17 protein-coding genes are annotated in these 21,509 nt (G+C 67.4%); 5 read left to right on the top strand and 12 right to left on the bottom strand.

Annotated elements, in window-relative coordinates; genetic code table 11:
- Window positions 1-111 precede the first annotated feature (111 nt).
- From DXK93_RS11530 to DXK93_RS11515, 4 genes are all read right to left on the bottom strand, one after another.
- Window positions 112-1,029, bottom strand: a complete 918-nt coding sequence (locus DXK93_RS11530; protein ID WP_233564540.1) for a GAF domain-containing DNA-binding protein — start codon at window positions 1,027-1,029, stop codon at window positions 112-114.
- Between the two features lie 109 nt (window positions 1,030-1,138).
- On the bottom strand, window positions 1,139-3,220 hold the full coding sequence (locus DXK93_RS11525) for a PIG-L family deacetylase (protein WP_054451785.1): 2,082 nt from the start codon (window positions 3,218-3,220) through the stop codon (window positions 1,139-1,141).
- Between the two features lie 141 nt (window positions 3,221-3,361).
- On the bottom strand, window positions 3,362-4,099 hold the full coding sequence (locus tag DXK93_RS11520; RefSeq protein WP_147400237.1) for a hypothetical protein: 738 nt from the start codon (window positions 4,097-4,099) through the stop codon (window positions 3,362-3,364).
- A gap of 67 nt (window positions 4,100-4,166) precedes the next feature.
- Window positions 4,167-5,045, bottom strand: coding sequence for a LysR substrate-binding domain-containing protein (locus DXK93_RS11515; RefSeq protein ID WP_119450118.1), 879 nt, complete (start codon window positions 5,043-5,045; stop codon window positions 4,167-4,169).
- Window positions 5,046-5,155: 110 nt separating this feature from the next.
- Between DXK93_RS11515 and trpB the strand changes: the two genes are divergently transcribed.
- The 3 genes from trpB to DXK93_RS11500 all read left to right on the top strand — a co-directional run bounded on the left by trpB (window position 5,156) and on the right by DXK93_RS11500 (window position 11,003).
- Window positions 5,156-6,364, top strand: a complete 1,209-nt coding sequence (gene trpB, locus DXK93_RS11510; protein WP_119450117.1) for a tryptophan synthase subunit beta — start codon at window positions 5,156-5,158, stop codon at window positions 6,362-6,364.
- The gene (trpA, locus tag DXK93_RS11505; protein ID WP_119450116.1) at window positions 6,361-7,146 is read left to right on the top strand and encodes a tryptophan synthase subunit alpha; all 786 of its coding nucleotides are present in this window, start codon (window positions 6,361-6,363) and stop codon (window positions 7,144-7,146) included. The genes trpB and trpA overlap by 4 nt, the downstream gene beginning before the upstream one ends.
- 131 nt (window positions 7,147-7,277) lie before the next feature.
- The gene (locus DXK93_RS11500; protein ID WP_233564538.1) at window positions 7,278-11,003 is read left to right on the top strand and encodes an ATP-binding protein; all 3,726 of its coding nucleotides are present in this window, start codon (window positions 7,278-7,280) and stop codon (window positions 11,001-11,003) included.
- 17 nt (window positions 11,004-11,020) lie between these two features.
- Here the strand turns inward: DXK93_RS11500 and DXK93_RS11495 are convergent, their stop codons facing one another.
- Window positions 11,021-11,989 carry a tripartite tricarboxylate transporter substrate binding protein gene (locus DXK93_RS11495; RefSeq protein WP_119450114.1) on the bottom strand — a complete coding sequence of 323 codons (969 nt, stop codon included), beginning with the start codon at window positions 11,987-11,989 and terminating at the stop codon, window positions 11,021-11,023.
- On the bottom strand, window positions 11,986-12,474 hold the full coding sequence (locus tag DXK93_RS11490) for a GAF domain-containing protein (protein ID WP_233564543.1): 489 nt from the start codon (window positions 12,472-12,474) through the stop codon (window positions 11,986-11,988). Before DXK93_RS11490 ends, DXK93_RS11495 begins: the two co-directional genes overlap by 4 nt.
- Window positions 12,475-12,607: 133 nt before the next feature.
- Between DXK93_RS11490 and DXK93_RS11485 the strand changes: the two genes are divergently transcribed.
- Window positions 12,608-13,567 (top strand): LysR family transcriptional regulator, encoded by a 960-nt coding sequence (locus DXK93_RS11485; RefSeq protein WP_088159130.1) that lies wholly within the window; start codon window positions 12,608-12,610, stop codon window positions 13,565-13,567.
- Here the strand turns inward: DXK93_RS11485 and DXK93_RS11480 are convergent.
- The 6 genes from DXK93_RS11480 to DXK93_RS11455 form a co-directional block, all read right to left on the bottom strand.
- Window positions 13,560-14,750: a Xaa-Pro peptidase family protein gene (locus DXK93_RS11480; protein ID WP_119450112.1), complete on the bottom strand. Its 1,191-nt coding sequence runs from the start codon at window positions 14,748-14,750 to the stop codon at window positions 13,560-13,562. The genes DXK93_RS11485 and DXK93_RS11480 overlap by 8 nt on opposite strands.
- A 22-nt stretch (window positions 14,751-14,772) precedes the next feature.
- Window positions 14,773-15,756, bottom strand: coding sequence for a tripartite tricarboxylate transporter substrate binding protein (locus tag DXK93_RS11475; RefSeq protein ID WP_119450111.1), 984 nt, complete (start codon window positions 15,754-15,756; stop codon window positions 14,773-14,775).
- A gap of 125 nt (window positions 15,757-15,881) precedes the next feature.
- The gene (locus tag DXK93_RS11470) at window positions 15,882-16,346 is read right to left on the bottom strand and encodes a hypothetical protein (protein ID WP_119450110.1); all 465 of its coding nucleotides are present in this window, start codon (window positions 16,344-16,346) and stop codon (window positions 15,882-15,884) included.
- Between the two features lie 241 nt (window positions 16,347-16,587).
- Window positions 16,588-16,803: a hypothetical protein gene (locus tag DXK93_RS11465; RefSeq protein ID WP_147400236.1), complete on the bottom strand. Its 216-nt coding sequence runs from the start codon at window positions 16,801-16,803 to the stop codon at window positions 16,588-16,590.
- Window positions 16,800-17,387: an ATP-binding protein gene (locus DXK93_RS11460; RefSeq protein ID WP_054451764.1), complete on the bottom strand. Its 588-nt coding sequence runs from the start codon at window positions 17,385-17,387 to the stop codon at window positions 16,800-16,802. The genes DXK93_RS11465 and DXK93_RS11460 overlap by 4 nt, the downstream gene beginning before the upstream one ends.
- Window positions 17,384-18,562, bottom strand: a complete 1,179-nt coding sequence (locus DXK93_RS11455) for a phage tail sheath subtilisin-like domain-containing protein (RefSeq protein WP_119450109.1) — start codon at window positions 18,560-18,562, stop codon at window positions 17,384-17,386. The genes DXK93_RS11460 and DXK93_RS11455 overlap by 4 nt, the downstream gene beginning before the upstream one ends.
- A 511-nt stretch (window positions 18,563-19,073) precedes the next feature.
- On the opposite strand from DXK93_RS11455, the gene DXK93_RS11450 reads away from it, so the two are divergent.
- A partial coding sequence (locus DXK93_RS11450) for a carbohydrate-binding family V/XII (RefSeq protein ID WP_233564537.1) occupies window positions 19,074-21,509 on the top strand: 2,436 nt, incomplete at its 3' end.

The raw sequence follows: 21,509 nt of genomic DNA, 5'->3' as shown, positions 1-21,509 counted from the left end.
CGGATGTTCCTTCGCCTGCGATGATCCCAAAAACTCGTTGCGCGGCCACTTGCGGCAGGACGAAACAACATGCCGGCATGACGAACTGCATATTTCAGAGGCGCGCCGGGTTCAGATGCCCATGCGTTCGCGCAGCGGCTTGCGGTAGGAGCGCGACACCGGCCAGGTCTCGTCCACGGCCCGCATCCGGATCAGCCACTTGTCCACGCTGCGGCGGTCCACGTCCATGACATGCAACGCGTTCGCAATGGCGGTGCGGTGCACCCGGAAGAAGGTCTGTTCCGGCAGGAGGGTCGACCATATGCCCAGCGCGCGCGAGTCCAGCACCATCGACCCGTCTTCCAGCCAGATTTCGCTGTAGTTGCCCGCCGAGCGCACGCCTACGATGGTTTCAGGCTGCACGCCGCGGACCACGCCGCGCATGCTGAGATAGATCACCGATGTGGCGCTGTCGTAGCGCGGCGCGCGGCCGCGCTCGCGGCTGTTGCCGTATTTGGCCTGGCCTATCAGGTTGGCGCATTGGTAGAGGGCGCGGACTTCGGCGGCGGACCAGGCCCGGTGCCGCACGGTGGTGTCGAAGCCGATGATGCCGTAGAGCTTCCCGTCATGGAAAACCGGCACGCTCAGCACGCTCTTGTTGCCCTGGCGCTGGAATTCGACCTGGATGGCGCGCGCGGTGCGGGGCAGGTCGTTGACGTCGTGGATGGCGACCGCCTGGCCTTTGACCATGAATTTGTGTAGCCAGGCGATCAGCGTGGTCGGCACGTCCTGGAGTTCGGCGACGAAGGGTTCGGTCTTTCCGCGGCACCATTCATGGGTATTGCGCAGGCGCAGCATGTCCGGGCGGTACTCGATCATCCATGACCGGTCCACGTCCGAGGTCTCGCCCATGTAGGCCAGCTGTTCGGAGATCGCGTCGTCGGCGGGGAGCTTGAGCAGGCTCATCGCGCAGTGGTAGAGCCAGTCCGACGAGGGATCGGGTTCAAGCAGGGTGGCGGGGTGAGTCTGGTACTGGACTGCATCCTTCACTTGCGGTTCCCCCCTGCGGCGACATGGCGCTTGGCGCGCTCGCGGGCCGGGCCCCGCGGCTAGGCTGGATTTTCCCTCTGGTAACGAGGGATGACAAGATCTGAAATCATCATCGCACCGTGGTCGGCGTCGCCGCCTGGGAGGCCTGCGTCGGCATGCGGCCCACGCTGAGCGTGCCGGGATCCTCTGCAGAGGGGCGCACCACCGCCGCCTTGTTGGCGTCGTTGGCGCCGAGCTTGGGCAGGTCGATGGGGCGCGCGGCCACGGTTTCGAAGGGGCCGCCGCCGGCCGATGGCACACCCTCCAGGGTCACGCCGCGGGTCCAGTTGCCATCGTGGCGCGACAGCACCTCGTAGCGCTGCGGGGCGCCGGTGGCGCGGGCGACGATGTAGAGCGTGCCATTGACCAGATTGAGCGCAGGCGGCGAGGCGGCCTGGGCGTCGAGCTTGGACGGCCTGCCGTGTTCCACCAGCCACAGTTGTCCGCCGGCGCGTTCCAGCACGGCAATCATGACGTTGCCGCCGGCGTCGGCGCTAATGGCCGGGCGGCCGATATAGGGCACGCCCATGTCGGTCGGCGCGCTCCATTCCATGTCGAGATCGGTGGTGTCGCCGGTCTCCATCAGGCGGGTCAGATGGTTGTTGCCGCGCTGGCGGAAATAGAGTTCGACGCGGTCCTGGTGATTGCGGATCGCTGCCAGGCCGCCGGCGGCCTGGGGCGCGGGCACGCGGCGCCAGTCCTGCCATTCGGGGAGCTGGCCTTTGGCGGCCGGCAGTTGGCGGGTGTAGTGGAGCTCGCCGGTCCCGGTGAGCGCGAAGATGATGTAGCGTCCGTCGCCGCCCAGCGCCGCAGCGGGGGCGCCGGTCACGCCCTCCAGCGGCGGCAGGTCCTGCCAGGCGCCCCAGCTGCCGTCGACGCCGGACGGCGTGATCCAGTGCAGCAGGCCGTCGTAGCCCAGCGCCACGGCGGCGGCTTCGCCGCGCGGCGCAACCGCCGGGATCTGGGTCACGCGCAGGCCGCCCAAGGCCTGCCAGCCTTGCCAGGTGCCGTCGTGGCGCTGTTTGTTGGCCCACACGCCGCCCAGCGGGTCGCGCGCCATCAGGCCGGCCGTGCCGTCGGTATGGGTGTACGACACCAGCGGGCCGTTGGTGCGCCCGCCCAGGCTTTGCCAACGCCGCTGGTCCGCGTCCCAGCGGTTGACGGCGCCATTGGTTTCGCCGGCAGCGAACACCACCAGGCCGCCGCGCCCGTCCGGGTAAAGCTGCGGCGCGATGTCCTGGCGCGACACGTAATAGGCGCGCTGCACCCAGGCGGCCGCGGGGCCGGCGGGCTCCTTGCAGCCGGTGGGGCCGGCGCAATAGTGGTAGTCGTTCCAGGCGTAGTGCTGGAAGGTCAGCGACTTGCTGGCGATTTCGGCCTGAGTCAGGTTGGTGGCGCGCTCCTGGCTGGGGTAATCGACGTAGCCCATCTCGGCGTAGTTGCCGGGCGCGCGCAGCATGGCTTCGCGCGCCAGCCGCGCGCTGGCGATATGGTCGGGATGGCCATGGCCGGCGCAGCGCCAGCACAGCTGCGTGTAAGGCACGGCGATCGTATCGTCGAGATGGCGTACCGTGGTCGGCGCGTACTGGCGGATCAGGTCGGCCAGGGTGTCGATCAACTGTTCGCGCGTGTAGGACTCGGCATAGGGGCCGAGCGTGTCGACGTTCTGGCCGGGTACGGATTCAGTGCGGCTCAGCGGCGTCAGGCTGCCCCAGCCCTTGCCCAGCCAGGGATCCTTCAGGCGCATGTGCCAAAGCTGCACGCGCGGATTGCCCTTGAGGGTAAAGCGCGCGATGTGCCGTCCGCCCGCGATGCCGGCGTCTTCCTTCCATTCGTCCGGTTGATGCGCCATATAGGCATAGGCGGAGCGCACGCCGCGCTCGCGTCCCAGCATGTAGGTATCGCCTTCGCCGGCATCGCTTGCGGTCAGGTAGACCAGCCGCACGCAGCCGCCTGCCTGGATGTTGGAGGCGATGTCCGGGTTCATGAACAGCAGGTCGTCGTCCAGGTGGGCGACGAAAGCCATGTCCTTGATGCCATGGCATTGCGCCAGCGTCGGCGGAGCGGCGAACGCTTGGGCGGAGAGCAGAGTGGCGACGGTACAGAGTAGCGCCCGGCCAAGGGGGCGCAGCATGGCCAACAAGACGTGCATAACGGGGCGCAGCAGAAAAGGCGCGGCGCGTAAGGGGTATTGAGGTGGGACCAGTATAGCGGTGTGGGATGGCGGTAAATGGGGGCGGTACAGACGGCCCCGTGGCCCTCATTCCGGCATGGCGCGGCCGGTCCGCCCGCGCTAGCGGTTCGGCGCGGCCACGGCCTTATCGCCCTGGTACGGGCTGAGATCCAGCCCCGCCCGCTGGAAGCGCCGCACGATTGCCGGCAGTTGCTTGCTTTGGCTTGCGCCGTCGACGGCCTGGATGGCCTGGCGGCATGTTTCGATGTCCTTCGGGCAGCCGTGGCCGGGCGCCAGCAGGCTGGCGTACACCGATATGTTGACGGCCAGCTGGGACACCTGGACGGCGGTCGGCTTGCCCAGGTAGAAGTCGTCCAGGTCGCGCTTGAGGCGGGCAGTCTCCTCTTTGCCGGCAAGCGCGCCGTCGCGGCAGTCCATGAAGGTGGGTGACTCGTCGATCAATTCCATGCGGCTGCATGCCAAGGCCAGGCGTGGAGCGGGCAGGAGGCCCGCCGGCAACTGGGCCTGGACAGTCGGCGATCCCGAGGTGGCGAACGACACTATCCGTCCGTTCGTGCGCTTGCCGGCATCGACCGGGCCGGCGATCAGCATGGTCACATCCAGCGACGCAGGAAAGCGCGCAGTCGGGCCGTTGGCATAAGCCCGGGACACGGTTTCGGCGGTCGCGGCGGGCAGGCCGAGCCTTGCGCCGATAAGGCTGTTGCCGCCTTGCAGGTAGGTGTCGAGCTCGTCGCGCAGCACGGCTTCCAGCACGGCCGCCTCGGTGGCGGAAAGACTGTAGGCGGCGCTGGCCAGCGTGGGGACCAGCAGGCCCAACATCGCGCAGAGCTTTTTCATGGATACGTTGCGGCAGTGTGGTTCGGCGCGCAAGGGTAACCGGTTTGCGCGCGCAGCGTGGAGGGCGTCAGTTCGCGCCGGCGCTGGCCAGCAGCCAGTCGCGCAGGCGTTCATGCGCGGCGTCGGCGCGGACCGCATCCTTGCGCAGGCACAGGCTGAAGGCCGCGCCGCTTTCGATGAAGCCCAGCGGCGCGGCCAGCCTGCCTCGGTGCAGTTCGGCCTCCACCAGCACCGCCGGCGCGATGGCCACGCCCAACCCGGCCGCGGCGGCCTCCAGCATGTGGCCCAGATGGTCGAACTCGCGCCCCGCTTGCCGTGGCGTCAGCGCGATGCCCTGGCGCGCCGCCCAATCCTTCCAGGCGTCGGGCCGCGAACTGGTGTGCAGCAGCGGCGTATCCAGCACGTCGGCCGCATCGCGGATATGCGCGGCCAGGGTCGGGGTGCAGACCGGGCCTATGGTTTCGGCGAAGAGCGGGGTGACGCCCCATTCTTGCGGCCAGGCGCGCCCGGCCAGGATCAGCGCATCCACGCGCTGCGTGTTCAACAGGGCGGCATCTGCGGCTGTCTGCAGCCTGATGCGGATGTCCGGATGCAGGGCTTCGAATTGTTCAAGCCGCGGGATCAACCAGTTGGAAAGAAAGCTGGCGGGCGCACCCACCGCCAATTCGGCCGGCTGCGTGCCGCGCCTGAGTTCGTCGCAGCGGCGCTCCAGCAGGTCGAAGGCGTCATGCGCCGCACGCTGCAGGTCCAGGCCCGCCGCGGTCAGGTGGACGCGCCCCGCGCGCCGCTCGAACAAGGCGCAGCCCAGCCATTCTTCCAGTTGCCGGATCTGCTGGCTGACTGCGCTATGGGTCACGCAGAGTTCCTTGGCGGCCAGCGTGAAACTCGCCTGGCGGGCCGCGCTGTCGAAGAATCGCAGGGCATTGAGGGATGGCAGACGTCTCATGATTGTTAGCTGAGCTTACATATATGGGAAATAAATCATTGATTCAAATAAGTATTTTGTGACGATAGCATAAGGAAAATCCTACTCATCCTGTCACGGAAAACCTATCCATGCCACTTGCCATCCATCCGGCCGCGCCCGACAGCCGAGGCCAATTCGGCCCCTACGGCGGCCGCTACATGCCCGAAACGCTGGTCCCCGCCCTGGACGAACTTGAACGCCAGTTCAAGGCGGCGCTGGCGGACGAGGACTTCTGGCAGACCTACCGCGGCCTGCTGGCCGACTATGTGGGCCGGCCGAGCCCGCTGTTCCTGGCGCGGGGCGTTTCCGGGGAGCTGGGCGGCGCGCAGGTCTACCTCAAGCGCGAAGACCTCAACCACACCGGCGCGCACAAGATCAACAACTGCCTGGGACAGATCCTGCTGGCGCGCCGCATGGGCAAGCGCCGCATCATTGCCGAAACCGGCGCGGGCCAGCATGGCGTGGCGACTGCCACCGTCTGCGCCCTGTTCGGCCTGCAGTGCGTGGTTTACATGGGCGCCGAAGACATGGAGCGCCAGTCCGTCAACGTGCGCCGCATGCGGATGCTGGGCGCCGAGGTGCGCGCGGTGCACGCCGGCACCGCCACCCTGAAGGACGCGATGAACGAGGCCTTGCGCGACTGGATCGCCCATCCCGCCGACACGTACTACCTGCTGGGCACCGGCGCCGGACCGCATCCTTATCCCTGGCTGGTGCGCGAGTTCCAGAAGGTGATCGGGGAGGAGACGCGCCAGCAGATCGCGGCCAAGACCGGCCGCGTGCCCGACGCCATGGTGGCCTGCGTAGGCGGAGGCTCCAACGCGATGGGGTTTTTCTACCCCTTTCTGGAACTGGCAGACGTGCGTCTGTACGGCGTCGAAGCCGGCGGGCTGGGCCTGGCCAGCGGGGCGCATGCGGCCAGCATCAGCGCGGGCCACGAGGGCGTGCTGCACGGCTGCCGCAGCTATTACCTGCAGGACGAAGACGGCCAGATCGTCAACGCGCATTCGATATCGGCCGGCCTCGACTATCCGGGCGTCGGGCCCGAACACGCCTTGCTGCATGACTGCAAGCGCGTGGACTACGTGTCGGTCACGGATGCCGAGGCCGTGTCGGCCTTCCATTGGCTGACGCGCAAGGAAGGCATCCTGCCCGCGCTGGAAAGCGCGCATGCGCTGGCCTACGTACGCAAGCTGGCGCCGCGGATGGCGCACCACGAGATTCTCGTCGTGTGCCTGAGCGGACGCGGCGACAAGGACATGGACACGGTGACTCAATTTGGCGAGGTGGCGGCATGACCCGGCTTGATCGAACCTTGGCAGAGCTACGCCAATCTGGACGCAGTGGGCTGGTGACCTATTTTGCGGCGGGCGATCCCGATCCTGCCGCATGCCTGGAGCTGCTGCGCGGCTTGCGCGCGGCGGGCGCGGACGTGATCGAACTCGGCATGCCGTTCAGCGATCCGGTCGCGGACGGTCCTGTGCTGCAGCGGGCCAACGTGCGTGCGCTGGCCGGCGGCCAGACCCTGAAGCGCACGCTGACCCTGGTGCGCGATTTCCGCGAGGCGGACGCGCATACGCCCTTGGTGCTGATGGGCTATCTGAATCCCATCCTGCGGCATGGGGTTGAAGGCTTCATCGAGGACGCGGCCGCGGCGGGCGCGGACGGCCTGATCCTCATTGACCTGCCGCTCGAACATGCCGACGAGATCAGCCGCGCGGCGCGCGCGCATGGCCTGCATCTGATCCGGATGTCCGCGCCCACGTCCGAGGACGCGCGGCTGGCGGGCTTGCTGCGCGACGCCAGCGGGTTTGTCTATCACATCATGCTGGCCGGCACGACGGGCGCGGACTTGCCTGACGAGCGCCGCATCGCCCAGGACCTGGACCGGCTGCGCTCGCATACCAGGCTGCCGGTGGCTGCGGGCTTCGGCGTGCGTTCGCCTGATGAAGCCCGGCTCGTCGCGCGGCATGCCGATCTGGTGGTGGTCGGCTCGCGGCTTGCGCAAGTGCTGGCGGAGCAGGGCGTGGCGGGCGCGCTGGACGAGGTGCGGGGGCTGGCGGCGGCGCTGCGTCCCTGAGGTAACTCGTTACGTTCGTTGCGACTTGGCGTGTATAGCTTTCCTGTCGTGGAATATCATCAAATGGCCGCGCCTCGCCAAGCTAGGATGGCACGCGCGACCGTATCTGTTCCACAAAAATAGGAAGGGCCGTGACACCCGAGTCAAGTCTGGAATTTTTGCCCGAACGCGGAGAAATGGCGCAGCGGCTGCGCGAACTGGACTGGAGCAAGACTGCGCTGGGCGAACCCGGCGCGTGGCCGCAGAATTTGCGCACGGCGCTCAGCCTGTGCCTCAGTTCGCGCTTTCCCATCCTGATCTGGTGGGGCGCGGACTTCCGGATACTCTACAACGACGCCTACATCCCATTCCTGGGTGCCACCAAGCATCCGGCGGCGCTGGCCCAGCCCGGGCAGATTTGCTGGAGAGAAATCTGGGGCTCCATCGGCCCCATGCTGGAAGGCGTGTATCGCAGCGGCCAGGCAACCTGGTCGCATGACGCTCAGTACTTTTTCGATCGCAGCCTGCCGCACGAGGAAGTCTACGTCACTTTCACGTATGGCCCCATCCTGGCGGCTGACGGGGTGACGGTGGAGGGCGTGTTCTGCCCATGCACCGAAACGACGGAGAAGATCGTCAGCGCAAGACGGCTGGAGATTCTGCGCAAGCTCGGCGCGCAGCCGCTGCGCGGGCTTGGCATCAAGGCACCGGCCGAAGCCATATGCGGGGTGATGTCCGAGAGTCGGATGGACGTGCCATTCTGCCTCATCTACCGCTGTGGTGACCTTGGCCCGGAGCTGCTCGCGGCCACCGGCGTGGATGCCCCGCAAGCGCTGACGCCCGCGGCCTGGCCTCTGGGTGCTGTCGCGCAGGCGGCTCAGCCGCAGACCATCGCGCTGGCGCCGTTGGACTTGGAGCTGCCCGGCGGTCCCTGGGAGGACCTGGCCTCATGGGCCCGCCTGGTGCCCATCAGCTGGACGGCCGACGGATCGGTGTCCGGCATCATGGTGCTGGGCGTGGGTTCGCGCCGGCCTCTGGACGAGGCATACCGGGATTTCCTCGATCTGGTCGCCCATCACGCAGCCAGCGCGATCGCCAACGCGGCGGCCTATGAGCAGGAGAGCCGGCGGGCCGAGGCGCTGGCCGAACTGGATCGGGCCAAGACGACGTTCTTCTCCAATGTCAGCCATGAGTTCCGCACGCCCCTGACTCTGATCCTGGGGCCTCTGGAACAGGCGCTGGGCGAACAGGGGCAACCCCTGGACCCGGAGTCGTTACAGATGCTGCACCGCAATGCGCTGAGGTTGCAGAAACTGGTCAACTCCTTGCTGGATTTCTCGCGCATCGAAGGCGGCGCCATCGTGGCGCGGTCCAGCCCAACCGATTTAGTGCGAGCCACGACGGAGCACGCCAGCGCGTTCCGTTCCATGATAGAGGCGGCCGGCCTGAAGCTACGCGTGCAATGTGACGAACTGCCAGACGCGGTGTGGCTCGACCGCGACCTGTATGAAAAGATCTTGCTGAATCTGCTGTCCAACGCATTCAAGTACACCTTGCAGGGCGCGATCGACGTCATCCTGCGCGATTGCGGAGCCAGCGTTGCGCTGTCGGTGCGCGATACCGGCGTCGGCATCGCCAGCGATGAACTGCCGAGAATTTTTGAACGTTTCCATCGTATCGAAAACGCGGCGGCTAGAACCCATGAAGGCACTGGGATAGGGTTGGCGCTGGTGCGCGAACTGGTCGCGCTGTTGGGAGGCGCGATCGAGGTGGAAAGTCAACCGGGCGTGGGCAGCGTCTTCACTGTCACGCTGCCCAAGGGCGAGATGCCTGACCTGGCCGCGCCGGCACACGCATCGCCGTCCACGGATTCGGATGCCGGCGCATCCTTTCTGCAAGAGGCGGCGCGCTGGGGAGCGGCAGCGCCTGATGCGATGGCACGGCTGGCGCCGCAGGAGGCGGGAGGCGGGCGGCCCGCAGTGCTGTGCATTGACGACAACGCCGACATGCGCGACTACCTGCACAGCTTGCTCGCGCCCAGATACGCGCTGCGGTTCGCGAGCGATGGCGCATCCGCGCTGCAAAGCGCGCGCCGGGAACCGCCGGACCTGGTCATTTCCGATGTGATGATGCCGGGAATGAACGGGCTGAGCCTGCTGCAGGCTTTGCGCGCCGATGACCGGACCCGTTCGGTCCCAGTGATCCTATTGTCGGCTCGGGCGGGAGAAGAAGCCCGCGTGGAAGGCATGCAGGCGGGCGCGGACGACTATCTGGTCAAGCCTTTTGCCGCGCGCGAGCTGCAGGCGCGTGTCGACGCGCACCTGCGGCTCGCTCTGCTGCGCCGGGAAGCTTATACCGCGCTGCGCGCCAATGAGCGCCGACTGCGGGCCATCCTCGATCAGTTGCCCGTCGGCGTGGGCGTCTGCGATGCCAGCGGTGCGTGGATGCTGGCCAACGCGCTGATGGAGCGCTGCTCGCCGTGCACCGTGCCGTCGGCGCGGTCCGAACAGGCGGCGCGCTGGCGCGGCTGGGACGAGCACGGCGAACCCGTGCCACCCGAGAACTGGCCTACCAGACGTGCGCTGCGCGGCGAGATGGTGGTGCCGGGAACCGAAATGCAGTACATGTCTGAGGACGGCGAGGAGCGCTGGATGCGTGTCAGCGCCGCGCCCTTGCGCGCGGATGATGGCGAACTGGTCGGCGCCTGCACCGTGGTGCAGGACGTTACCGAGCTGATGCGCGCGGAGCAGGAGCTGCGCTTGGCGCACGATCGCAAGGACGAATTTCTGGCTGTGCTGGCGCACGAACTGCGAAACCCGCTGGCGCCGTTGCACAATGGCCTGCAGCTGCTGCGGCTTTCCGGGACGGGCGACGAGCAGACGCGTCGCCTGCACGACATGCTGGCTCGCCAGGCCACCCACATGGCCCGCCTGGTGGACGACTTGCTGGATATCGCGCGTATCACCAACGGCAAGATTCTGTTGCGCAAGAACCCGGTGGATCTGACTGAAGTGCTACTGAACGCGCTGGAAACCTGCCGCGAGGCGATCGAGGCGCAAGGGCATGAACTCTGCATGGATGTACCCGAGCAGCCTTTGATGGTGGAGGCCGATGGCATGCGGTTGGCGCAAGTGGTCTCCAACCTGCTGAACAATGCGGCCAAGTACACCGATCGGGGAGGAAAGATCCGCGTCCGCGCCTATCGCGAAGCCGACGGAAACCTGCTCGTATCGGTGCGGGACAATGGCCACGGCATTCCGGCAAGCATGCTGGCCCTCGTGTTCGAGCCGTTCGCGCAAGTGGACCGCGAGCGCGGCGCGGGAGGCTTGGGCATCGGCCTGACGCTGGTCCGCCGCCTGGTGGAACTGCATGGTGGCACGGTCGAGGCGCGCAGCGAGGGGCTTGGAGCGGGCGCCGAATTCCTGGTGCGGCTGCCGGCCTCGGCACTTGCTGCGGCCGCCCCGCCGCAAGTGCAACCTGTGGCGGCGACCCGGTCGCTGGGCCGCATCCTGGTGGTGGACGACAGTCCCGACTCGGGGGACACCACGGCGCTGGTGTTGCAGGCTCTCGGCGCGGAAGTGCGCAGCGCTTGCGACGGGGCGGCAGCGCTGGCCCTGCTGGATAGCTTCCGTCCCCAGGTCATGCTGGTGGACATAGGTATGCCTGGCATGGACGGCTACGAGGTCGCGCGCCGGGTTCGCGCCGGTTCACCGGCCGGAGGCATTGTCCTCATCGCCATGACGGGCTGGGGCCAAGAGGAAGACCGGCGCAAATCCCGCGAGGCGGGCTTCGATCATCATCTGGTCAAGCCCATGGATTTCGACCGCCTGGAGCGCTTGTTGAACGATCTGCAGCACAAGCGCATCGAGACGGGATGAAGGCCGGCGCGCCGTTCTCAGTTGGCCTTCAGGTCGATGTCCCGGGCTACCTCGCCCAGGCGGTCGAAATCGGCCTGAGCGCGTTCTCGCGCCTGTGCAGGCGTGTTGGCGACGATCACCCAGCCCAGCTCTTTGAGCTTGCGCTCGGTGTCAGCAGTCCTCAGCCCCTGCACGAGCGCATCGTGAAGCTTGTCCACCACCGCATCCGGCGTGCCCTTGGGCGCGGCCAATCCGAACCAGCCCGCAGGCACCAGGCCGGTGATGCCCAGCTCCTTGGCCGTGGGGACCTTAGGATAGGCGTCGAAGCGGTAGTCGCTGGTGACGAAGAGCGCCGTGGTTTTGCCCGAATTGACGTACGGGATCTGCGAGGCGGCGTTGTCCATCATCGAATCGATATGACCTCCCATCAGGTCGTTGACGGCGGGCGCGGCGCCCTTGTAAGCCACGATGTTCAGGTTCAGTCCGGCCTGTTTGGCGAAGGCGGCCTGCGTCAGATGGGCCTGCGTGCCCAGGCCGGCATTGGCTGAAGTCAGGCCGGCCGGCTTTTGCCGCGACAGCGCCTGGAAGGCAGCGTAGTCCTGCGCCGGGAAAGCCTTGTTGACCACGAACACGAAGGGCACTTCCACCGCGACGGAGATATGGGCCAGATCGTTTACGGGCTGGTAGCGCAATTTGTAGATGTGAGGATTGACGGCGATGGTCCCACTGGCCGACAGCAGCAGCGTATAGCCGTCAGGCGCCGCGCGCACCACGTGCTCGGTGGCGATGGAGCCGCCCGCGCCGGGCCGGCTTTCCACGATGACGGGCTGGCCCAGTTGCTTCTGCAGCGATTCCGCGATCAGTCGCGTCAGGGTGTCGGAGGCGGACCCGGGCGCATATGGATAGACGATGGTGATGGGCTTGGCGGGATAGGCGTCCGCCGCGTGCACGGCGGCGGGGCCGATGCACAACAGCAAGGCGGCGAAGTGGCTGCGTAGGCGCTTCATGATTTCCCCTCATGGTTTTGGGTGGTTCGAATAATGTCTTGCACGACGGGTATGGCCAGCGCCGAGTACCAGGCCAGCTCCGCGTACATGTCGCGCCGGTACCAGCCCGCCTGATGCAGCAGGTTCAATGAGCCTAGCGTCCGCCCGTTCCAGCGCACCGGCACATTGACCGCGCTTGCGCAGCCCAGCGATGCAATGAGTTCGTGGTCGGGAAAGGCTCGCGCGCAATCTTCGCGGTCCAGGCACAGGCGCGGTTCTCCTTGCTGCACCACCGCAACGTAGAACTCGCTGTCCTCCCGTATCGGTTTGCTGCCGCCGGGGGGGTAGGCCCCAGGCTGAGTCGAGAAGCAGCGGCGGCTCAGTCCCGCTTCCCAGTCCAGCACCAGCACCGTGAACAGGCGGTAGCCGATGCGTTCCTGTAGCGCTGCGCTCAGCGCGGTCAGGCCGCTGGCGGGCTGGCCGTCTTGCGCCAGCCCGCGAACCACGGTGTTCAAGGACGAAAGGGAAGAGAAGCTTGCTGGCATGGGAGCGTGAGGTCGATTCGAGAGGTGCCCATTTTGTGCGTGAACCCCATAGACAGCCAATGAATAAACCTGAGATATCCATTACCATTTCCGCATGATTGCGCCCCTTACCGAACTGCTCTGGACGCGGCGCTTGAAGCTGCGCCATCTGGAAGTGCTGATCGCCCTGGAAAAGGCCGGAACCGTCACGGCCGCGGCCAAGGCCATGCACATGACGCAGCCAGCGCTGTCGCACTGGCTGAGCGATATGGAAGACATGGTCGGCACGCCCTTGTTTGCGCGCGGCAGGACGCTGGCCCTGACCGAGGCGGGACGCGCGCTGTGGCGTTACGCGACCCGCGTGCTGGGCGACACCGCGCGCACCGGCGAAGAGATCGAGGCGGTCAAGGCGGGCGTGGCCGGACGGCTGCATATCGGCACCATTCTGTCGGCCGCGCCAGTGCTGCTGCCGCGCGCGATCGCCACGCTGCACCAGCGCGCGCCCGACGTGCAGATCGAACTGGTCGAGGGGCTTCTGGATCCGCTGATCGAGCGTGTGGCGCGCCACGAGATCGATCTCATCATCGGGCCGCTGGATCTGCGCGCAAGCCGTTCCGGCCTGTGCGGGCAATGGCTGATGACGGACAGCTTCAGCCTGGTGACCCGGCGCGGGCATCCGCTGGCCGGGCTGGCTGCGCCTACATGGGCGGACACGCAGGGCTATCCCTGGATCCTGCCGCCGCCCGGTGTGATGTCCCGGGTCAGGCTGGATCAGGCCCTGGTGGATGCGGGCCTGGCGCCGCCCAAGCCTGCGGTGGAAACCAGTTCGCTGGTGGCCTTGCTGTCCTTGTTGCAGGACAGGGAGTATGTCGCGACGCTGGCCAGCTCCGTGGCCCACATGTATGAGCGGCTCAATCTGATCAGCATCGCGCAGGCGCCCACGCGGCTGGAGTTCGGCCCCATCGGCATGCTGTGGGCCGCGGATTCGCCCAGCATTGTGCTGCCGTGGTTGCGCGAGATCCTGCGCGAGGAAGCGCAGAGCCTGGCGCAGGAAGGGGCCGGCCAGCCTACCTGACGGTGGCGTACTCCAGCGTCTTGGGCGTGCCGGTCAGCACGCGTGGCGTATCGCCCACCACCACCGTATCGTCCAGGCGGAAACCGCCGATGCCGTAGGCATAGATGCCCGGCTCGGCGGAATACACCTCGTTAGCCAGCAGTGGCCGCTGGCAGAACGCCATGTCCTCCGGATACTCGTGGTGGATGATGCCGACGGCGTGTCCGGTGCGGTGGCGGATGAAGCCGGCGTAGCCCGCCTTTTCGATCTCAGCCTGCGCCGCGGCGTCCATCATGCAGACGGGGTTGCCGGTGCGGGCGGCGGCGATGGCGGCTTCGTTGGCGGCCTTGGCCGCGGACCAGAGCCTGGCTTGCTCCGTCGAGGGCGTGCCGCAGAACCAGGTGCGTTCGTTCTCGATGGTGAGGCCATTCAAACGCGGGATGACGATGTTGACCAGCACGTCGCCTTCCTTGATCCGCGCGCCGCAAGAGGCGCCATCGCCATGCGGGGACGCTGAAGCCGGGCCGCTCAGCGTCCAACAGCGAATGACCTCGAACTGTTCGCCGGGGAAGCGTTCGGCGGCCTCCTGCACGAAGAGCGCGGCCATGGCGCAATCCAGTTCCTGTACCAGCCTGCCGGGCCGGATGTTCTCGCGGTACCTGTCCTGTATCCAGTCGGAGATCGATGCGGCGGCCGCCATCACGGCGATTTCCTCGTCGTGCTTCTGCCAGCGCAGCGAGCGGCATTCGGCGGTGGCGCGGCGCAGCGTCAGCTCTGGCAGCAGATGGCCCAACTGCGCCAGCACCGGGCTGCCGCCTTCGACAGCGATGCGCGAGCGCGCCAGCCCGGCCTGCCGCAGTCGTTCGGACAGGACTTCCGGAAGCTGCGTGATCAGCGGCAGGCGGTCCGTGACGCGGGGATGTTCGGCGTAGTAGGTGATGTCGGTGATCCAGACCTTGCCTTGTTCCTGCGAGAAGCGCATGTGATGCGTCGACAGCTCGTTCATCACCAGAAAGGGCGTGCCGTCGCGCGGCACCACCGCGAAGATGGGACGCTCCCAGGGCAGGACGTCGGTGTGGAAGTTGGTGGCGAACTGGAAGAAATCCGCCGAGGTGAACACGATGGCGTCGACGGCAAGGTCGTCCATCAAGGCAGTCATTTTTTCGTGGCGATAGCGCCAGACGGCGTTGCTGAGCTTGGGCATGTCTTTCCTTTGAAGGTGGCGGTCAGTCGTTGTTCAGGCCGAGTTGGCGTATCAGCGGCCCCCAGGCGGCGCTGTCGCGCGCCACGGCTTGGGCGACCGCTTGCGGCGTGGACGGCAGCGGTTCCAACTGCAATTCCTGCAGGCGCGCCTTGACCGCGGGATCTTCGAAGAAACGCCTCGTTTCGGCATTGAGCCGTTCGATGGCGGCCGGCGGCGTGCCCTTGGGCGCGACCAGCGCATACCAGCCCGGCAGCGGAAAATCGGCAATGCCCAGCTCGCCCAGCGTCGGCACGTCCGGCACGCTGGCCGCGCGGCTCGCGCCCACCACCGCTAGCGGAACCACCTTGCCGGCCTTGGCCTGCACGGCGGCGGTGTTCAGCACGTCCGCCATGAGCTGCGTCTGGTTCGCCATGACGCTGGTCAGCCCTGCGGCGGCGCCGTTGTATGGCACATGGGTCAGCCGGAATCCCTCGCGCTGTTCGAGCATTTCCACCACCAGATGCGTGGAATTGCCCTTGCCAGCGGAGGCGAAGTTCAGGCTCTCGGGATCGGCCTTGGCCTTTTCGACCAAGTCCTTGAACGAACGGATGTCGGCCTGCGGACTGGCGACGAGCAGAAAAGGAGTGTTGACCAGCAGGCTGATCCCGTCGAAATCTTTGGCCGGGTCGTAGGGCAGGTTCTTGTACATGTGCGGGTTGAACGCCAGGTACGAAATACCGCTGATCAGGACGGTGTAGCCGTCGGCCGGCTGCTTGGCGACATGGCTGGAGGCCAGGATGCCGTTGGCGCCCGGGCGGTTCTCGACCACGATGGCCACATTCAGGCGCCGCGACATGTAGTCGGCCCAGAGGCGGCCGATGACGTCGGTGCCTCCGCCCGCAGCTTGCGGCACGACCAGTTTGAGCGGCTTGTCCGGATACTCGGCCGCCGTGACTGCCGCGGCCGTCAGCAGCCCGCAGGCAAGCCCGGCTGCGCGCAGACAGCGGGCCAGCTTGGTTCGCAACATGTGCATTTTCCCATGGAATCGTTGAATGGCGCCGCTATTGAGCGGCGTGCCTCGATGGCATCCAACGGATTATGGGGAAGGGACTTATTAGTGCCCAATGAAAAAATCTGAGGGCACCATAAGCGTTACTGCATGGCCGCTTGCGGCGCATCGCCGCCGGAAGCGCCGCGGCCGCGCGATTTTCCATACAGCAGGCGCGCGCACAGGAACGCGCTGAGCGCGCCGGGCGCCGCGCCGACGGTCAGGGGGAAGCCCAGCTCTTCCAGCCAGGGCCTGCCCTGGGAGATAAAACCCGTCAGGAAAACGAAGCCATAGACGGCGCCGACCAGCGCCATCGCGGCATAGGCGCGCCAGGACGGATGCGCCGGCCGCAACGCGCCGGCCACGATGCCGCACAGCAGGGCGGGCACGAAGCCGAAAATGTAAAACCAGGGCAGGGCGTAGACCAGCATGAGCAGGTTCTCGGGATCCCGGGTCACGGCCGTCAGCGCGATGATGACGCCTGCGCCGCCGATGGGCGGCGCGGCCACGCCGTAGAGTGCGCCGCCCGCGACCAGATCGCTGCCCAGGCGCCGGCCGGCAGTGCCCATTGTGTGTTGCCGCCTGCGGCGGTAAGCGATGGCGGCGAGAGCGCCTAGAAGCAGTATGCCGGCCGAGATATAGGGGGTCATCGCGTCATGCAGAATGTGGGCGGGAGTGGCATGGCCGGCTTGCCGCGGGAAAGCGGCAAGCCGGCGCAACAGGCCTGATGATACCGTGGCGGCCGGCCAGGTTTTCCTGCGCGCGCCGCGCCCGCATCGCACGCAGCGCCATTCTGCGGCGGCGCGGCGCTCAAGTCGGGTCGTTGCCGGCGCGCGCGTCAGCGGCGCCGGCGCTGTCGTTCAATGAGCTGGCCAGCGCGGGGGCGGCCTCGTCCGCTGCGGGCTGTTGCTCCGTGCGCCGCATCAGCCGTTTGCTCACCATGGCGGCGACGAAGGCATTGCGTTGGGCCGCGTTGTAACCGGGGTGGCTGAGTTCGCGTACGTATTCGTTGATCACGGGTTTCATGGATGTTCTCTCGTCTTGAGGCCAGGCAGGGGCCGGGCGTGTTGGCTTGCATCGGCGCGGACGGCTTGCAGCAGGCGCGCCATGGTGACTTCGGCGCCGGTGTCGGCGGTAAAGAGCGCGCGGCTCCAGCGGCGCGCGCGCTGATCCGGCGCGGGCGCCGGAAACTGGACCACGAAGCGCAGCCGCCTCAGGAATGCGCTGTCCAGGTTGGACTTCAGGCTGGCGGCCCGCGACGCCAGGCCGCGGTAGGACTGCATGGGTTGCAACAGGTAGCTGACCTCGATATTGGCGTAGCGGTCATGGCTGTCCTTGACGTTCGCGCGCTTGCCGAAGAGAGCGTCGGCTTCGTCGAAGTACAGGACCGCGCCGCGCTGCTCGACCGACTCGAACAGGCGGCTCAGGTTTTCCTCGGTTTCGGCGATGTATTTGCTGACGATCCTGGACAGGTCGATGCGATGCAGCGCCAGCCCCGTATCGCGCGCCAGTTCCTCGGCAGCCTCGAAGGCCTGCGCCCGAGCGCGCGGGTCATGTTGGACGCCGGTGTCCCAAAACGCGAGGATGCGCGGTTCCGTGGGCGCGTTCATGGCGGACTTCCTTCCGTTTGCCCGGCGCGTTGCTGGACCCGGATGACCACGAACTCGGCCGGCCTGAGCGGAGCGAATCCCACCAGGATGTTGACCATGCCGCGATCCCTGTCCTGTTGCGTGGTGGTCTCGCCATCGCACTTGACCAGATAGGCATCGCGGGGCGTGCCGCCCTGGAAGGCGCCCTGGCGGAACAGTGCATTCATGAAGGCGCTGACGTTCAGCCTGATCTGCGCCCAAAGCGGCTCGTCGTTGGGCTCGAACGCGGCCCACTGCGTTCCGCGCAAGAGCGATTGTTCCAGGTGCAGCGCCAGGCGGCGCACCGGCACGTACTTGTATTCCGAGGCGAAGTGGTCCGTGCCTTGCAGGGTCCGCGCGCCCCAGCAGACCGTGCCGCGTCCGGCAAAGGTGCGCAGGCAATTGACGCCCAGGGTGTTCAGGTTGCGGCTCTCGTCGTCGCTGACCGCCGCGGCCAGGGACAGGACGCCAGCGAGGCCCGCGTCGATGCCTGCTGGCGCTTTCCAGACGCCGAGGTCGGCGTCGGTGCGCGCATACAGGCCCGCGATCGTGCCGCAAGGCGCGGTCAGGCGCGGCAGGCCATTCTTCAGCGGGTCGGCCGCGCGGGTCCAAGGGAAATACAGCGCGGCATGATCGGACCTGGGCAGCGCCGCACCCATGACTGCGGCCGCCATGGAGGCCGCATCGGCCGCCGCGGGCGGCGCATCGATGATCATGAAGGCGTGCAGCTCTTTGCAGTAGGACACGGCATCGGCCAGCACGATGCTGTGCGTGATGCCGGGCAGGCATAGCAGGTTGAAGGCATGGGCATCGTCCAGCGCGTAGAGGCCCCGGCGCTGCGCGCGCTGGCCGATGAAAGTGGCATGCGCCTCCAGCGGATCGTTCTGCGCAGGCTGCGCCACGCGCACGACCCAGGCTTGAGCGCCGCCGTTCAGGAAGAATTGAAGCACCGCGTAGCCGAGTTCGCAGCCCTCGGCCAGCCCGCCGAACTCGCGTTCGTAGTCGGCGAAATCCTGGATGTGGACGGGATGGTTGAGCGGTCCGCGCATGGCCGTGCCCAGGAACGCGGCAACCGAGGTCGGCGCGCCTGCAATGGTGCGCACGCCTGCGGGAATTTCCTGGACATACACCCCGGGATGAGTCAGGGCAGGGACCATGAACTGCTCCTTTCCACGGCGACTTGATGGCGTGAACCTGCAGCAGGAGAGTCTTCGCGGGACGGCCGAAGCGCCGCGGACAGAGGGCCGGGCGTGGGCGCGACACGCCGTAGCGCGGGCGTCTGGCGGGCGTTGCGCCGCGCTTCTAGTTGGATTGCAGCGGAAAGGCAATCGGGCATAAGCAGCAGCCCTGATGAGATGTTTTATAGAAGGTCTGATAAAAGCGGGCAATAGCTTTTCAGCGGTGTTAACGTTCTGTTGCTTATTCAGAAGCCGGCCCTTGCAGGACGCCTTGCAGGCAGGCCGGTCGAGGCTTGGCCCGTAGCGGCGGCGCTGCGGGAAATCAGAGTGGCCGGGGGCCCGACTGGCGGCCGCGGCCCTCAACGAGGAGCGCGAGATGTGTAGCCTGACCCGACTGTGGCGCGTGCATGTTTTCCCGACAACATCGTCAGCGCCCGCGGACCCGCCCGGGCGCCTTTCTCGCCTCGCTCTCGCCCTTGCCGTGGCCGGCATGGCTGCCGGCGCGGGCCTGACGCCAACCGGCGCGGCGCAGGCGCAAGCCCAGGGACAGACCCCGGCGCAAACGGCGCCCGCCCAATCCGATGCGCAGGAAGAGGCCGCGCGTTCGCTGCAATGGCCGCGCAGTTTCGAGGCCGCCGACGGCACGCGCGTGGAGCTCTATCAACCCCAGATCGATACCTGGACTGCCGACCGCATTACGGGCCGCATGGCGGTGGCGGTCGGCGCCGCCAAGGGCAATCCCACCTACGGCGTGGCAGACTTTTCCGCCCGTGCCGAGGTCAACAAGCCGGCGGGTTTGGTGCATCTGTCGGACATCCGGATCGAGCGCGTGCAGGTGCCCACCTCGCCGGAAGCCGCCGCCAAGCTGCGCAGCCAGCTTGAAGCGCGCCTGCCGGCCAAGGGCGTGGTCACGCGGCTTGATGCACTGCAACTGAGCTATACGCTGTCCCAGAACAACCCGGCCACGAAAACCGTCCCGGTGGACAACGCGCCGCCGCGCATCATCTACCGCACGGTGCCGACCGTGCTGGTGCTGATCGACGGCGGACCTGTATTGGCCGAGGTGCCTGATGCCGCAGGCTGGCGCCGGGTCGTCAACACGCGCGCGTTGATGCTGGCGGACAACGCGGGCCGCTATTTCCTGCAGGCCGCTGGCCATTGGTACGAAGCGCGCACCGCCACCGGGCCGTGGACGGACCTGCCGCAGCCGCCCGAGGCTCTGCTGGCCGCCGCTGTTGCGGCGCGCCGCAAGGCCGAGCCGGACCCGATGCTGCCGCATGGCGGCAAGGCGCCGCACCGCGCGCCCGCCATCGCGGTGTCCACCGCGCCGGCCGAGTTGCTGGTGACCGTCGGCCAGCCTGAAATGCGGCCGGTGCCAGGGACTTCGCTGCTGTCGGTGGCCAATGCCGATCATGCCCTGTTCATGAATCCGGGCGACAACCGCTACTACGTGCTGGTGTCCGGCCGCTGGTTCCGGGGCGCCAGCCTGGACGGCCCCTGGTCCTACGTGCCGGGCAAGCAGCTGCCGCGCGATTTCGCCAAGATTCCGTCAAAGGATCCGCAGTCGGGCGTGCTGGCTTCGGTGCCGGGCACGCCGCAGGCCAAGGAGGCGCTGATTGCCTCCACCATTCCGCAGACCGCCACGGTGTCGCGCAGCGCGGCGAAATTGCAGGTGGAATATGCCGGCGGCTCCCCGACGCTGCGGCCCATCGAGGGTACGGCGCTGTATTACGCCGCCAATTCGCAGGTGCCGGTGATACAGGCCGAAGGCCGCTACTACGCGTTGTCGCGCGCTGTCTGGTTCGTATCGGATTCGCCCATGGGGCCGTGGCGCGTGGCTGACCATGTGCCGGCGATCATCTACGCCATACCCGTCAGCTCGCCGCTGCACTACGTCACCTACGTGCAGGTGTACGGATCCACCCCGCAGAGCGTGGTGTTCGGCTACACGCCGGGCTACATGGGCGTGGTGGCCAGTCCCGACGGCACCGTGGTGTACGGCACGGGTTACGCGTATCCGCCGGTCATCGTGCAGGACACCTGGGTGGGCTATCCGCCCAGCTATGGCTACGACGCGGCCTTCGCCACCGCGACCGGTTTCGCCTTCGGCTTCGTCGCTGGCGAGACCTGGGGCGGCGCGGCGCCCTATTGGGGGCCATACTGGGGCGCGCCTTATTGGGGCGGCGTCAACGTGAACCAGGTCGACGTCTATGGCGCCTGGGGCGGCTCCGGCGTGGTCACGCACGCGGCCGGCTGGAACGGCTGGACCGGCACCGAATGGCAGGGCACCCACGCCGAGGGCTACAACCCCCAGACCGGCGCAGCCTTCGAAGGCACGCGCGGCGCGGCCTATAACGAGTACACCGGCAATGCGGCTGCAGGGCGGCGCGACGCCTATACAAACCCGGCGACCGGCGCCTCGGGCGCTGGCCGGGCGGGCGTGGTCGCCAACGACGACGGCCAATGGGCAGCCGGCCGCCAGGACGTGCGCACCAATGCCAACACCGGCCGCAGCACCATCTCGTCGGCCACGGCGACCGGCACGGCGGGCGACGGCGTCAGCAGCGTGGACCGGCGCGGCGCCACGTACGACCGCAACACGAACAGCGGCATGGCATGGAACAACGGCAACGTGTACGCGGACCACAACGGCAACGTCTACGAGCACAACGACAACGGCTGGCAGCAGCACACCAGTTCGGGTTGGCAGCCCGTGCAGCCCAGCGCGCAGTCCGGAGGCAATTACCTGAACGGCCAGCGCCAGGCGCGCGACTATTCCGACGACCGCATGGGCGGCATGGAGGGCGGCGGTTGGCAGGACCGCGGAATGCAGGGCGGCGGCTGGCGCGACCGCGGCATGGGGGGCGCGGAAGGCGGCGGCTGGCAGGGGCGCGGCATGGGCGGCCGCTGTCTCTTATACACATCT

It is taken from the genome of Achromobacter sp. K91 (assembly GCF_003576205.1).
GTDB lineage: Bacteria > Pseudomonadota > Gammaproteobacteria > Burkholderiales > Burkholderiaceae_B > Achromobacter > Achromobacter aegrifaciens.
This window is presented reverse-complemented; position numbering and strand designations above follow the sequence as displayed.